The sequence below is a fragment of the Klebsiella sp. 28 genome (assembly GCF_018223905.1).
Taxonomy (GTDB): Bacteria; Pseudomonadota; Gammaproteobacteria; order Enterobacterales; family Enterobacteriaceae; genus Klebsiella; species Klebsiella pneumoniae.
Genome location: NZ_JAGRQY010000105.1, coordinates 44,166 through 58,406 on the forward strand (window position 1 = coordinate 44,166; position 14,241 = coordinate 58,406).

Below are 14,241 nucleotides of genomic sequence, written 5' to 3' on the forward strand. Positions count from 1 at the left end.
ATCAAATCAGGGTTGCTGCTCGCTCCAGTCATCGCTATCGGAGAGATCCCCCGCGCTGGGGATGCGCTTCTCTTCCGCAGCCCATTCTCCCAGATCGATCAGTTGGCAGCGCTTGCTACAGAACGGACGAAACGGACTCTGCTCGCCCCACACCACAGTTTTGCCGCAGGTCGGGCAGTTGACGATAGTCTCTTCTGACATGTTATCTCCTTAACAGCAGGCCAGTTCAAAATCAAAGCGCTCCGGCACGATCCCATATTCACTGTCCAGCGCCAGGAAACGGATGGCGAAACGGCTCTTATGGCCGGAAATTTGCGGATAAAGCTGGTGAGCCAGATCGAGACGCAGGCGCAGCAGATCGGCATCTTCGCCATTATCCTGATAAAAGCCGTTGAGGCTGGTCTGTTTGCGGAACAGCGCGGAGTTGCGGATAAGATCGAGGATCAGGCTCAGGGACTGGACCAGCGGATCGAGGCTGGCAAGCCAGCTGGCCACCTGCTCGTCGCGATGCGCCTGTGGCATATGGAGCCAGATATGCAGGGTCGGTAAATCGAAGCTGCAGCAGCCGCCAGGAATACTCAGGCGCTGACGCACCAGCGCAATCAGGCGATCTTCACGCAGAAACTGACCAATGCGCGGCGCGGCCATCAGGGTGCTGGAGGACTGCTTCAACTGGTGGCGCAGCTCGTTTATGCGCTCCTGATCGACGCCCGGCACTTCTGCCCATGACTGGAGCTTACGCTGCTGGCGTTCCAGCTCTTTAACCAGGTCAGTGCGCACCTCGCCGCGCTCCAGGACATCCAGCAGATCGCCGGCGTTACGGAAAAAATGGAGCGCATCGGCATGGCTGGCAATCTGCGGATGGAAAGCCATCTGCTGGATCAGAAATTCGATGCGCAGCCAGGTGCGCATTTTCTCATTAAGAGGATGTTCAAACAGAACGGGGGTATGCATTACGAGTTTTCCTGCGAGGCGGCCTGCGATGCCAGCGTTAAATACTTTTCGTGCAGGCGGGCAACATCCGATGCCACTGCATCCGGCGTGCCAGTGTTTTCAATAACATCGTCCGCGACGGCCAGGCGCTGCTGGCGCGTGGCCTGGGCGGCAAGAATATGTTCAGCATGTTCGCGGCTGACCTTATCGCGCAGCATGGTGCGTTCGATTTGCGTCTCTTTCGGCACATCGACGACCAGTACGCGATCGGCCAGACTGGACAGGCGGTTTTCGACCAGCAAAGGTACGACCCAGAGGAGATAAGGGGAGGTGGCGGCCTGCATCTGGCGGCGCGTTTCCTGCTGAATCAGCGGGTGCAACAGCGCATTGAGCCAGGCTTTTTCCTCCACGTGAGCAAAAATTTTTTCCCGCAGCAGGCGGCGGTTCAGCGTGCCGTCGGGGGCAATCATCTGTGGTCCGAAGTGGCCGACAATGGCCTGGAGCGCCGGGGTACCGGGCTCGACCACCTGACGGGCGATAACATCGGCATCGATAACCTTAACCCCAAGCTGCGCGAAGGCGTCGGCGACCGTACTTTTACCGCTGCCGATCCCGCCTGTTAACGCGACTGTGTACCCCATATCTTCTGACCCTGAAACGGATTGCTCGTATTTTTTGCAGGCAGACAGCGATGACTGGCAGCGCGCCGGGGAGGCGACAGTGAGCATGTCGTGAGGGCCCCGCGCCAACCGGGATCGCCGTCCGCTATACTGTTTGTTTTAATCAAGCAAATCAAATGGTTAAAAACAATACTCCGGCAGGGGAAGGCATAGGCGCCTTTTTCTCCATTCACCAGGTAAATTTATACGATTGTAGCGTAAAAAAAGTGAAAATCGCAGTCTTGCGCGGGCCTGATTCGCGCGTATGATAACGTCACTGGAGTTGTGCTCTCACATTCATGCCATTAACCCCAGGAATTCGCACATGCGTATTGAAGAAGATCTGAAGCTTGGTTTCAAAGACGTTCTTATCCGCCCGAAACGCTCTACCCTCAAAAGCCGTTCTGATGTTGAGCTGGAACGTGAATTCACCTTTAAACATTCAGGCCTGACCTGGTCCGGCGTGCCGATTATTGCGGCTAACATGGATACCGTCGGCACCTTCAGCATGGCTAAAGCGCTGGCCACTTTTGGTATTCTGACCGCGGTACATAAGCACTACACCGCTGAAGAATGGCTGGCGTTTACCCAGGGCGCATCCGCAGACGTACTCAAGCATGTGATGGTTTCCACCGGCACGTCCGATGCGGATTTCGAAAAAACCCAGCAGATCCTCTCTCAGAACCCACAGCTGAATTTTGTGTGTATCGACGTCGCCAACGGCTACTCCGAGCACTTTGTACAGTTCGTGGCGAAGGCGCGCGAAGCCTGGCCGCAAAAAACTATCATCGCCGGGAACGTGGTCACCGGTGAAATGTGCGAAGAGCTGATCCTCTCCGGCGCCGATATCGTCAAAGTTGGCATCGGCCCGGGATCCGTCTGCACCACCCGCGTTAAGACCGGGGTCGGCTATCCGCAGCTCTCCGCCGTGATTGAGTGTGCCGATGCGGCGCACGGCCTTGGCGGCCAGATCATCAGCGACGGCGGTTGCACCATGCCGGGCGATGTGGCGAAAGCCTTCGGCGGCGGCGCTGATTTCGTGATGCTTGGCGGCATGCTGGCGGGCCATGAAGAGAGCGGCGGAACCATCGTTGAAGAGAACGGAGAGAAATTCATGCTGTTCTACGGCATGAGCTCCGAGTCGGCGATGACCCGCCATGTGGGCGGTGTCGCGAAATACCGCGCGGCGGAAGGCAAAACCGTTAAGCTGCCTTTGCGTGGACCGGTGGAGAATACCGCACGTGATATTCTCGGCGGCCTGCGTTCTGCCTGCACCTACGTTGGCGCCTCGCGTCTGAAAGAGCTGACCAAGCGTACGACCTTTATCCGCGTTCAGGAACAAGAGAACCGGGTATTCAATAGCCTGTAATCGGCTGCACTGGCGCCTGCGCGGCGCCAGTGTTTCTCATCCTCCCGCCCCGCCAATGGCATCGCCCAGGTGAAAAACGGGCAAATACATTGCCACCACCAGAATCCCGACCAGCGAGCCGGTTATCACCAGCATCATGGGTTCAAGATGCGCAGCCAGACTATCGGCTCGCTGATAGGTTTGCTCGCGATGGTGATGCGCCAGGTTTTCCAGCATCTGATCCAGCGCTCCCGCGCTTTCCCCCGTGCGGATGAGCTGCAGGCACAGCGGTGTAAAACCGCCGCAGCGGCTTAACGCCTGCCAAATCGGCTCCCCCTGAACGATCAGCGCGCGGGCCTGCGCCAGACGCTGGCGCCATAGCGGGCACGACAGGGACTCTTCAACGCTTTGCAGCCCCTGCAGAAAGCTAATACCGGCGCTTTGGGTTAACGCCAGGATGGTGAAGATCAGGCTCAGCTGTTGTCCGCCGATCAGGGAGCCAATGAGAGGAAGCGCGTTAAGCAACCGCTGGCGGCGCAGCAACCAGTCGCTGCGCCGCCGGATCAGCTGGTTGAGCAGCAGCGGGCTCAGCAGCAAGGCCAGCAGCAGCGGCCAGCCGCGACTTAGCATGTCGCCTGCCGCAACGACCATCCGCGTCAACAGCGGTAACGGCGTACTGAACGTCTGGTAGATGGCGGTGAACTCGGGCAGGACAAAATAGAGCATCCCCAGCACCACCAACAGCGCCAGAGAGAGCACGATCAGCGGGTAGCGCAGCGCTTTTTTAACTTTGCTGGCGAGCCGCTGCTGCTCCTGCTGCTGATTCGCCAACTGCAGGCAGCAGATATCGAGCTTGCCCGTCAGTTCGCCGGTGCTAATCATCGCCAGATATAGTGGCGGAAAAGCCTGGGGCCACTGCGCCAGCGCGGCAGAGAACGCCACGCCCTGGGCCAGCTCGCGGCCTAGCGCCTCAAGCAGCGCCTGCCACTGGGCATGCGACTGCTGCTGCGCCAGCAGCGATAACCCTTCCGCCAGCGGCAGGCCGGCCTGCAGCAGGGTCGCCAGCTGGCGGATCGTTTCGCAACTGTAGCGCGGGTGCCAGAGGCTCTGCTTCACCGCACAGCGGCGTACGGCCAGCGGTATGACTCGCTGCTGTTGGAGGTGCTGCAGGACCTCCAGACGCTTGGTTTGCCATAGCATCCCCTGACAGGGGGCGCCCTGCACATCAATACCGCGCCAGCGCCAGAGACGCTTAGTCGCCATGGGGGATCCCCAGCACCCGCACCACCTCTTCGAGGCTGGTCAATCCCTGTTCGATAGCCTGACAGCCGCTTTCAAAAAGCGTCATCATCCCTGCGGCTCGCGCCAGAGATTCAATCTCAATGGCGTTAAGTCCCTGGACTATCCCCTGGCGTAGCCCGGGGGTAACAGGCAGCACTTCGAACAGCGCCAGCCGGCCGTAATATCCGTGGTAACAATGTTCGCAGCCCGCTGCCTGCCAGCGTGGCAGCGGGCGGGGCCACAGGCTGTGCGGCAGGTCGGCGGCGCTACCGGCATTACGCCGACAGTGGGGACACAGCTTGCGGACCAGACGCTGGGCGATGACCAGCGAGAGCGCAGAGGAAATCATCCAGCGGGCGATGCCCATTTGCTGCAGGCGGGTCAGGGTTTCGCTGGTGGAGTTGGTGTGCAGGGTGGAGAGCACCAGATGACCGGTCTGGGCGGCTTTGAGCGCGATTTCAGCGGTCTCGGCATCGCGGATCTCGCCCACCATGACAATATCCGGATCCTGGCGTAACAGGGCGCGCAGCACACTGTGAAAAGTGAGTCCGGCGCGGGGATTGATTTGCGTCTGGTTCATCCCGGCGATGGGGATCTCCAGTGGATCCTCCACGCTACAGATATTCACTTGCTCACGGTTTCTGGCCTGCAGGGCGCTGTAGAGGGTCACCGTTTTCCCGCTTCCGGTTGGGCCGGTGACCAGCAGCAGACCCTGCGGCTGGTTCAGCGCCTGGCGAAAGGCCGCCAGCTGGGAGGATGAGAGTCCGAGTGCTTCCAGATCCAGCGCCTGGTCAACCTGATGCAGAAGGCGCAGGACAATCTTTTCGCCATAGCGGCAGGGCAGAGTGGCGATGCGAAAAGAGAGCGGTCGTCCCGCAAGATTCAGCGCGAACTGGCCATCCTGCGGTAAACGGTGCTCGGCGATATCGAGACTGGCCAGGACCTTGAGTCGCGCGATAACCGGTGCGGCCAGTTCGGGAGCCAGCAACGGTAGGGCGTGAAGGACGCCATCGACCCGCAGGCGGATGCGTAAGTGCGTTTCCGTGGGCTCGATATGGATATCAGACGCCCGCTGACGCAGGGCCTGTTCGAGGATCTGGTTGACCCGTTCGGCGATATTTTCCGGCCCGTCGTTCTGCGCCAGTTGCGCCTGCTTTTCCTGGGCCTGCAGACGCTTATCCATCTGCTCCTGGCTCCTGCATTCAATGTCGATCCGCTTTTGCGTCGCGAAGCGTAGCGCCTCCATCAACTCCGCCGGCGGGGTATTAACCACCGCAATAGAGATTGTCTGTTCATCGCTATGCAGCAGCATGGCGTGGTAGCGACGGCAGAGGGGGATCAGCTGTTCTGTTTTCATGCATTCGCCCTCACTTCACCCGGAAAACGTCTTCGCAGGCCTGCTGAAGCGCGCTATTGCCGGTGATGGTGCAGACGCGCTGCCAGCCGGTGACGCCCTCGGCATTGTCCCAGGTCGGCGTCAGGGTGACCCCCAGTCCGTTCAGACTCTCCTGACCGGTGAGGGTGACGACCCCTTTGGCCACGCTCATGGCGGAAAGGTAGCGCGTGGTTGTCGGCGAGGGAATGCCGTTGCTGCCGCCGTCGCATGGCGTTAGGCCGCCATGATCGAGCGCGCAAAGTTCGATGGCTGTCCGGTAAGGGACAAAGGTCTGCAGCAGGTCGGTGAGGGCGGCTTTACGCAGGTAGTTCTGGTAGGCCGGGATGCCGATGGCGCTAAGAATGGCGATGATTCCGATAACCACCATCAGTTCAATCAGGGTAAAACCTCGTTGTTTATCCATAAGTCGCTCCTTGTTGTGACAGGAGCACTGTGAAGGGATTGAGGGGCGCAGGCGAGGGGGCGAAAACGATCCGGGAAAGCGGGTTCCAGGGTTTTTATCTGGATTTCATGGTGAGCACGGGCGAGTGCGAGGCGGGCCGCAAATTCAGGCCTTCACGCCCGGAAGCGTGAAGGCCTGTTGCTCAGCGGAAGCGCATCGACAGGTCGAGCGCCTGCACATGTTTGGTCAGGGCGCCGACGGAAATATAGTCGACGCCGGTATCGGCGAATTCGCGGATGGTGTCAAAGGTAACGTTGCCGGAGACCTCCAGCGCCGCCTGGCCTGCGGTAATTTTCACCGCCTCGCGCATCAGATCGGTGGTGAAGTTATCGAGCATAATGATATCAGCCCCGGCTTTTAACGCCTGCTCCAGTTCATCCAGGGTTTCCACTTCCACTTCCACCGGCACATCAGGATGCAGCCAGAACGCCTTTTCCACTGCCTGACGGATCGATCCGGAGGCGATAATGTGGTTTTCTTTAATCAGGAACGCGTCGAACAGGCCTAGTCGATGGTTGGCGCCGCCGCCGCAGAGTACCGCGTATTTCAGCGCGGTACGCAGCCCTGGCAGCGTTTTGCGCGTATCCAGCAGTTGGGTTTTGGTGCCGGCGAGCAGGTCGACATAGCGACGGACGACGCTGGCGACGCCGGAGAGGGTTTGCACAAAGTTCAGCGCCGTGCGTTCGCCGGTGAGCAGAATACGCGACGGGCCTTCCAATTCGAACAGCGGCTGGTCGGCTTTGACCGCATCGCCGTCGGCCACGTGCCAGGTGATATTCACGTCGTCACCGGCGAGCTGAATAAAGACCTCTTCCACCCAGCGTTTGCCACAGAAGACGCCATCTTCACGAGTAATGACCACCGCATGGGAGCGTGCATCCTGCGGCAATAATTGCGCGCTAATATCGTTGTTGGCGTCGACTTCGCCGCCCAGATCTTCCCGCAGGGAGTGTGCGACAGCATCGGTAATATCGAGATTAATACGTTCCAGCAGCACGTCACGGCGGCGGTCGGGGTTGTAACGACGAGGCGACATGATAAAGCTCCAGATAGATAAGATTCAGAAGTGGGAAACATGCTAACCTGAACGACGTTTCAGTACCATACACACTTCATCCTTTGGGCCGGCGTGTGGCCCGGAAGCATGAGTTCGCGAAAGGAGATCCCGCATGCAGTTGAACGAGGGGTGGTTGGTCGGCGCGCGTCGGGTTCCCTCGCCGCACCATGACTGCCGTCCGGATGAAGAGACCCCTTCCTTACTGGTGGTGCATAACATTAGCCTGCCACCGGGGGAATTTGGTGGTCCGTGGATTGATGCGCTGTTCACTGGTACCCTGGATCCGCACGCGCATCCTTTCTTTGCCGAGATTGCTCATCTGCGCGTTTCGGCGCATTGTCTGATTCGCCGTGATGGCGAAATCGTGCAGTATGTGCCTTTCGATAAGCGGGCGTGGCATGCGGGCGTCTCCTGTTATCAGGGACGCGAACGCTGCAATGACTTTTCCATCGGCATAGAGCTGGAAGGCACCGATACTCTGGCGTATACCGACGCGCAGTACCGGCAGCTGGCGGCGGTGACGGATCTGCTGATCGCGCTTTATCCGGCTATCGCCGAAAACATTGCGGGCCACAGCGATATCGCGCCCGTGCGGAAAACCGATCCAGGACCGGCCTTTGACTGGATAAAATACCGTGCGCTGCTCAGCGCCCCGTCAGAAAAGGAGACCTCATGACGCTGTTTACGACGCTGTTGGTGCTTATCGCCGAACGGCTGTTTAAGCTGGGCGAACACTGGCAGCTTGATCATCGGCTGGAGGTGGCGTTTCGCCGGATAAAACATTTCTCGTTACCGGGCACGCTGCTGATGACGCTGGTGGCCGTCGCGGTCGTGTATATCATTCAGCGTCTGCTGCAGGGGCAGCTGTTTAACATACCGCTGCTGGTGTTCTGGATTTTACTGGGCCTGCTATGCATTGGCGCCGGCAAAGTTCGGCTGCACTACCATGCCTATCTGAAAGCGGCGTCGCGCAATGACAGTCGCGCCTGCGATGCCATGGCCAGCGAGCTGACGCTTATTCACGGCGTGCCGCCGGGCTGTGATGAGCGTGAGTACCTTAGCGAACTGCAAAATGCGCTGCTGTGGATTAACTATCGATACTATCTGGCGCCGCTTTTCTGGTTTGTCGTGGGGGGCGCCTGGGGCCCGCTGACGCTTATCGCCTACAGCGTACTGCGCGCCTGGCAGACATGGCTGGCGCGCTACCAGACGCCGCACCACCGGTTGCAGTCCGGGATCGATGGTATCCTGCATATTGTGGACTGGCTGCCGGTGCGTCTGGTGGGGGTGGTCTATGCCCTGGTGGGCCATGGTGAAAAAGCGCTCCCGGCGTGGTTTGCTTCGCTGGGCGACCGCCATTCGTCGCAGTATCAGGTGTTGACCCGCCTGGCGCAGTATTCCCTGGCCCGTGAGCCGCACGTGGATAAAGTAGCGACGCCGAAGGCTGCGGTATCGATGGCTAAGAAGACTTCGCTGGTGGTAGTGGTGATTATGGCGCTGCTGACGATTTACGGTACCCTGGTTTAACGGCCTGAGCCCGCGCGCTGCCTGCCACGATGTACGTACCTGCGGGGCTTTTGTTGCCTGATGGCGCTGCGCTTATCCGGCCTGGCGAGTCACCCGCAGGCTCACGTCACGTAGGCCCGGCAAGCAACAGCGCCGCCGGGCGATATATCAGACGCCGTACTGGTCATGTTGCCGGGTGGCGGCTTCGCCTGACCCGGCCTGGAGAACCCGCGCCAGCGGGTAACATTCCGAACCGCTACAGCGTATCCGCCGGTGGAATACCGAAGTCGGGCATCCCGTCTTCCCGCCAGCTGACCAGCTTTAACCGCGTATGGCGATTGGGATCATACAGCGGGTCGCCTTCTATCTCGGTGTAATTCCGCGCGTGATACACCAGCACATCTTCCCCTTCCGGCGTTTGGGTAAAACTATTATGACCTGGGCCATACTGGCGGTTTTCATAGCTGGTGCGGAACACCGGCTGCGGAGCTTTATGCCAGTTTGCCGGCTGTAGCGGATCGGCCTGCCGGTCGATCCATAACAACCCCATGCAGTAGTTTTCATCGGTGGCGCTGGCGGAATAGCTGATAAATAGCTTATCGCCATGCATCAGTACCGCAGGCCCTTCGTTGACCTTAAATCCCCGGCACTCCCAGTCGAACTCCGGCTTGCTCAGCATGACCGGCTCGCCTTTTAACGTCCACGGGTTAGCCATTTCGGCGAGATACAGGTTTGAGTTGCCTTCGATATGCGGGGATTTTTGCGCCCATAGATACCAGCGTTTCCCCTGATGGGTAAAAGTGGTGGCATCGAGGGCGAAGGTATCGAAAGGCGTGACCACCTGGCCTTTTTCCTGCCAGCGGCCGGTCAGCGGATCGCTGTCAGCGCACTCGAGAACGAACATGCGATGCTGGAACATCCCCAGCGCATCCAGATTGTGGGTATGGGTGGCGGCAAAATAGATATACCACTTACCGTCTATTTCATGCAGCTCCGGCGCCCAAATCAGCTGGCTCATCGGCCCGCTTTGCGGCGCGCGCCAAACCACGACCGGCTCAGCATCGCGTAATCCTTCAAGGGTTACCGCGCGCCGGATCTCCAGCCGGTCGTATTCCGGCACCGAGGCAATAAAGTAGTAGTGGCTAAGATGGCGCAGGATAAAGGGGTCTGCACGCTGTTCAATAAAGGGGTTTGGCCAGTTGTTCATCAGGCTTTCCTTACGTGTTCACTGGTTTTCAGTTCCTGGTATTCGTTCAGCTCGCTGTAGTTGCTGCGGCGCTTCTCCAGATCGCTCTGAATCTGGCGCATCAGGGTACGGTCAACCTTCAGCAGGCGCACCACGCCGGCGGTGATCAGATAGCCGACGCCGGGAATGACTGAGAATAGCAGCACGATACCGTTCAGCGCGGAGGCGCTTTGCGCTTTCGCGCCGGCGTCGTAGCCGTACCATGACAGCAGGAAACCGACCATTGCCCCGGCGACCGCCAGGCCGACCTTCAGGAAGAACAGATTACCGGAGAAGCTGATACCGGTGATGCGCTTGCCGGTTTTCCATTCGCCGTAGTCATCAACGTCGGACATTAGCGACCAGTGTAGCGGGGAAGGGATTTGATGCAGAATGTTGAGCAGGAAGTAGAGCACCATAATCAGCGTGGTGGCGTGTGGATTAAAGAAATAGAAGGCGCAGGAGAACACGGCCAGCACGATATTGGTCCAGAAGAAAACCTGCAGTTTGCACCAGCGGTCGGTCAGGACTTTCGCCAGCATGCTGCCAATCATCATCCCAACTACGCCGAGGCTGATAAACAGGGTGGCAAAATGGGTGCTTTGTCCCATCACCCAGGTGACGTAGTACATGGTGGCGGCCATGCGGATAAAGCCCGGACAGACGTTGCACAGCGTGAGCAGCAGGATGCGCACCCACTGGTCATTTTTCCAGACGTCTTTCAGATCTTTTTTCAGTTCGTCATTCGTCTGCACCGCCGGGCGGATACGTTCGCGCACGGTGGCGAAGCAGAACAGGAACATACACATACCGATAAAGGCCAGCACGGTCATCGCCATCTGGTAGCCCTTCGCTTTATCGGCGCCGCCGAACCAGTCGGCCATTGGCAGCAGCGTCAATGACAGCAGGAGCGTGGCGATACCCACCATGACGAAACGATAAGACTGGCAGGCAACACGCTCTTTCGGATCGGCGGTCATCACCGTTCCCAGCGAGCAGTAGGGAATATTAATCGCGGTATAGGTAATCGACAGCAGAAAGTAGGTCACAAACGCATAGATGACTTTGCTATTGTAGGTCCACTCAGGAGTGGTGAACATCAGGACGCTGAACAGGGCGTAGGGGAAGGCGATCCACAGCAGCCATGGACGAAAGCGACCATATTTACTACGGGTGCGGTCGGCAAGAGCGCCCATGATAGGGTCGGTTACCGCATCGATGACTCGCACCGAGAGCAGAAGTACGCCGACCAGCGCCGGCGCCAGCCCGAATATATCAGTGTAAAAATAGTTCACAAACAGCATGATGGCGCCAAAGATAATATTGCATCCGGCATCACCCATCCCGTAACCAATCTTTTCTCTTATTGAAAGCGTGTTCTCTGCCATGTGCGGTCTCTCCGTTGCAGTATGGAGAGAATTATTGGCTGCGGTTGGCAGAAATACGTTGCAGGAACTCGTTGACGATATGGATAAATAAGCTATGGAGGGGAAAGTGTGAAGCAGATAACAATGCTCTGCACCCATTATTCAGGGGAGGGCGCAGAGCAAAGTGAAGTATTGATGAGATGTATTATTGTGCTTTTATGGTGGCGGCGGCTTTCTCTTTAAACAGGTAGCCCACGCCCAGCACCGCAATCCATACCGGGATCAGCCAGACGGAAATCGCCATCCCCGGGGTCATCAGCATAATCACCAGCACCGCCGCCATAAACAGCAGGCACAGCCAGTTGCCCAGCGGATAGAAGAGGGCCGGGAAACGCGTGACCACGCCCTGCTGCTTTTTGGCGCGACGGAATTTCATATGCGCGAGGCTGATCATCGCCCAGTTGATGACCAGGGCTGAGACCACCAGCGCCATCAGCAGACCGAAAGCAGATTCAGGCGCCAGGTAGTTGATCAGCACGCACAGCGCAGTGACCAGGGCCGAGACGAGAATGGTATTCACCGGCACGCCGCGTTTGTCGACGCTGAGCAGCGCTTTTGGCGCGTTGCCCTGCTGAGCAAGGCCGAACAGCATACGGCTGTTGCAGTACACGCAGCTGTTATAAACCGACAGTGCTGCCGTCAGCACCACCACGTTCAGAGCGTTTGCCACCAGCGTATCGCCAAGTTCATGGAAGATCAGGACGAACGGACTGGTGTCCGCGGTGACGCGGGTCCACGGCAGCAGGGAGAGCAGCACCGCCAGCGAACCAACATAGAAGATCAGAATACGGTAAATAACCTGATTGGTGGCTTTAGGAATGCTTTGCTCCGGATTATCCGCTTCCGCGGCGGTGATGCCCACCAGCTCCAGGCCGCCAAAGGAGAACATGATGATCGCCATCATCATCACCAGCCCGTAAAAGCCGTGCGGCAGGAAGCCCCCCTGGTCCCACAGGTTACGTACCGTCGCCTGCGGGCCGCCGTTGCCGCTGAACAGCAGCCAGCCGCCGAACAAAATCATCGCCACTACGGCGACCACTTTGATAATCGCGAACCAGAATTCCATTTCACCGAACACTTTGACATTGGTCAGGTTAATGGCGTTGATGGCGATGAAGAAGACCGCCGCCGAGGCCCAGGTAGGGATTTCCGGCCACCAGAACTGGATATATTTGCCAACGGCGGTCAGTTCCGCCATGGCCACCAGGACATACAGTACCCAGTAGTTCCAGCCGGAGGCGAAGCCGGCAAAACCGCCCCAGTATTTGTAAGCAAAGTGGCTAAATGAGCCGGCCACCGGCTCTTCCACCACCATTTCGCCCAGCTGACGCATGATCAGGAAAGCGATAAAACCGGCGATAGCGTAACCAAGAATGATACCCGGGCCGGCGGACTGAATGACGGACGCGCTCCCCAGAAACAGGCCGGTGCCGATAGCCCCGCCCAGCGCGATGAGCTGAATGTGACGGTTTTTCAGGCCGCGCTTCAGCCGATCGCCGTGCTGTTGACCTTCCATATGAAACCTCGTGTGTGGTTATTTTTTGTGTACGTCATCCGTCAGGTTGCTGCTTCACTGCTGTCCCTGCCTGAAAGCATAGCCAGCGAAAATTTGGGCGAAGTGGCCCACTTTTTACCTGAGTGATGGCGCGCACATATTGTTGTGTTTGTGTATTTTGGAACTTCCGTTTCTGTATTGTTTTGTTTACGGAAGGCTGTGTGGTAATTCCGAAAAAGGCCTTTCGTCTCCGGCAGAATAGTGGTAAGCGCGTTTGAATGCACCTGCTTTATGAAGGGATGATGACGATGTGTCTAAAAAGACATCAATAGTCACAATCTGTCGTATTTTGATGCATGCTGCTTTGTCATTATTTATTCACTTTAAGTGACTCTGTATTCATTTATTGCAGCGTTGAATCGGTTCAGAAAGCGTAATTTTTCGTTTCTATAAAGTTAAGGCTACCTCTTTGTGAGTAAACGTAACATTTGTGCAAGGTTACATTTCTGAAATGTTATTTCTGTAAGGTTGTTAAAATGTCCCGGGTTTACTGATTTCAATCAAAACCTATATGGACAGAAGGTGAATACTTTGTTACTTTAGCGCTACGAACTTTAAATTGGTAAGACCAATTGACTCCGGGCTAATGGCAGAGACAGGGAATATGGCCTACAGCAAAATCCGCCAACCAAAATTATCCGATGTGATAGAGCAGCAGCTGGAGTTTCTGATTCTTGAGGGGACCTTGCGCCCCGGTGAAAAACTCCCGCCAGAACGCGAACTGGCTAAACAGTTCGACGTTTCCCGCCCCTCGCTGCGTGAGGCGATTCAACGCCTCGAAGCCAAGGGCTTGTTGCTTCGTCGTCAGGGAGGTGGAACGTTTGTTCAGAGCCGCCTGTGGCAGAGCTTCAGCGATCCGCTGGTTGAGCTGCTGTCCGATCACCCTGAATCCCAATTCGATCTGCTTGAGACCCGTCACGCGCTGGAAGGCATCGCGGCCTATTACGCGGCGCTGCGCAGCAATGATGAGGATCGCGACCGTATCCGTGAGCTGCATCAGGCTATTGAACGCGCTCAGCAGTCGGGCGATTTGGACGCTGAGTCCGGCGCCGTCGTCCAGTATCAAATCGCCGTCACCGAGGCGGCACACAATGTGGTGTTGCTTCATCTGCTAAGGTGTATGGAGCCGATGTTGGCGCAAAACGTGCGTCAGAACTTTGAATTGCTGTATGCCCGGCGGGAAATGCTCCCGTTGGTCAGCAACCATCGCACTCGCATTTTCGAGGCGATAATGGCCGGGGAGCCGGAGCAGGCGCGTGAAGCGTCGCACCGTCACCTGGCGTTCATTGAGGAAATTTTGCTGGATCGTAGTCGTGAGCAGAGCCGTCGAGAGCGCTCACTGCGTCGTTTACAGCAACGAAAGGACGAGAACTCCGGTTCTTAAGCGCCATTTTTAGAGCGCGGCAACTAAA

Annotated in this window: 14 protein-coding genes; 4 read left to right on the plus strand and 10 right to left on the minus strand. The window is 57.7% G+C overall.

Features of this window, described 5'->3' with window-relative positions; all coding sequences use genetic code 11:
• Positions 1-6 precede the first annotated feature (6 nt).
• The 3 genes from yacG to coaE are packed head-to-tail and all read right to left on the minus strand — an operon-like array spanning position 7 to position 1,574.
• Positions 7-201 (minus strand): DNA gyrase inhibitor YacG, encoded by a 195-nt coding sequence (yacG, locus tag KHQ28_RS18195; RefSeq protein ID WP_002888644.1) that lies wholly within the window; start codon positions 199-201, stop codon positions 7-9.
• Between the two features lie 9 nt (positions 202-210).
• Positions 211-954 (minus strand): cell division protein ZapD, encoded by a 744-nt coding sequence (gene zapD / locus KHQ28_RS18200; RefSeq protein ID WP_002888645.1) that lies wholly within the window; start codon positions 952-954, stop codon positions 211-213.
• Positions 954-1,574, minus strand: coding sequence for a dephospho-CoA kinase (gene coaE, locus KHQ28_RS18205; protein ID WP_004145940.1), 621 nt, complete (start codon positions 1,572-1,574; stop codon positions 954-956). The genes zapD and coaE overlap by 1 nt, the downstream gene beginning before the upstream one ends.
• Before the next feature lie 343 nt (positions 1,575-1,917).
• On the opposite strand from coaE, the gene KHQ28_RS18210 reads away from it, so the two are divergent.
• Positions 1,918-2,961: a GMP reductase gene (locus KHQ28_RS18210; RefSeq protein ID WP_004145938.1), complete on the plus strand. Its 1,044-nt coding sequence runs from the start codon at positions 1,918-1,920 to the stop codon at positions 2,959-2,961.
• 36 nt (positions 2,962-2,997) lie between these two features.
• Here the strand turns inward: KHQ28_RS18210 and hofC are convergent, their stop codons facing one another.
• From hofC to nadC, 4 genes are all read right to left on the minus strand, one after another.
• Positions 2,998-4,203: a protein transport protein HofC gene (hofC, locus tag KHQ28_RS18215; RefSeq protein WP_023312663.1), complete on the minus strand. Its 1,206-nt coding sequence runs from the start codon at positions 4,201-4,203 to the stop codon at positions 2,998-3,000.
• Positions 4,193-5,578, minus strand: a complete 1,386-nt coding sequence (gene gspE / locus KHQ28_RS18220; protein ID WP_211777644.1) for a type II secretion system protein GspE — start codon at positions 5,576-5,578, stop codon at positions 4,193-4,195. The genes hofC and gspE overlap by 11 nt, the downstream gene beginning before the upstream one ends.
• A 10-nt stretch (positions 5,579-5,588) precedes the next feature.
• Complete coding sequence (gene ppdD, locus KHQ28_RS18225; protein WP_002888683.1) at positions 5,589-6,020, minus strand: prepilin peptidase-dependent pilin; 432 nt, start codon at positions 6,018-6,020, stop codon at positions 5,589-5,591.
• 181 nt (positions 6,021-6,201) lie between these two features.
• A complete protein-coding gene (nadC, locus tag KHQ28_RS18230) occupies positions 6,202-7,095 on the minus strand; it encodes a carboxylating nicotinate-nucleotide diphosphorylase (protein ID WP_002888684.1) in 894 nt (297 codons plus the stop codon).
• 133 nt (positions 7,096-7,228) lie between these two features.
• On the opposite strand from nadC, the gene ampD reads away from it, so the two are divergent.
• Together ampD and ampE are read left to right on the plus strand one after the other, a co-directional pair.
• Positions 7,229-7,792 carry a 1,6-anhydro-N-acetylmuramyl-L-alanine amidase AmpD gene (gene ampD, locus KHQ28_RS18235; RefSeq protein ID WP_002888692.1) on the plus strand — a complete coding sequence of 188 codons (564 nt, stop codon included), beginning with the start codon at positions 7,229-7,231 and terminating at the stop codon, positions 7,790-7,792.
• Complete coding sequence (gene ampE, locus KHQ28_RS18240) at positions 7,789-8,643, plus strand: beta-lactamase regulator AmpE (protein WP_004177406.1); 855 nt, start codon at positions 7,789-7,791, stop codon at positions 8,641-8,643. Before ampD ends, ampE begins: the two co-directional genes overlap by 4 nt.
• 235 nt (positions 8,644-8,878) lie before the next feature.
• Here ampE and KHQ28_RS18245 read toward each other — a convergent pair whose 3' ends face one another.
• From KHQ28_RS18245 to aroP, 3 genes are all read right to left on the minus strand, one after another.
• Complete coding sequence (locus tag KHQ28_RS18245; RefSeq protein WP_004183017.1) at positions 8,879-9,829, minus strand: family 43 glycosylhydrolase; 951 nt, start codon at positions 9,827-9,829, stop codon at positions 8,879-8,881.
• Complete coding sequence (locus KHQ28_RS18250; protein ID WP_004145929.1) at positions 9,829-11,235, minus strand: glycoside-pentoside-hexuronide (GPH):cation symporter; 1,407 nt, start codon at positions 11,233-11,235, stop codon at positions 9,829-9,831. Before KHQ28_RS18250 ends, KHQ28_RS18245 begins: the two co-directional genes overlap by 1 nt.
• A 184-nt stretch (positions 11,236-11,419) precedes the next feature.
• A complete protein-coding gene (gene aroP, locus KHQ28_RS18255) occupies positions 11,420-12,790 on the minus strand; it encodes an aromatic amino acid transporter AroP (protein ID WP_004147090.1) in 1,371 nt (456 codons plus the stop codon).
• A gap of 643 nt (positions 12,791-13,433) precedes the next feature.
• On the opposite strand from aroP, the gene pdhR reads away from it, so the two are divergent.
• Positions 13,434-14,213: a pyruvate dehydrogenase complex transcriptional repressor PdhR gene (gene pdhR / locus KHQ28_RS18260; protein WP_002888699.1), complete on the plus strand. Its 780-nt coding sequence runs from the start codon at positions 13,434-13,436 to the stop codon at positions 14,211-14,213.
• The last annotated feature ends 28 nt before the right edge of the window (positions 14,214-14,241 follow it).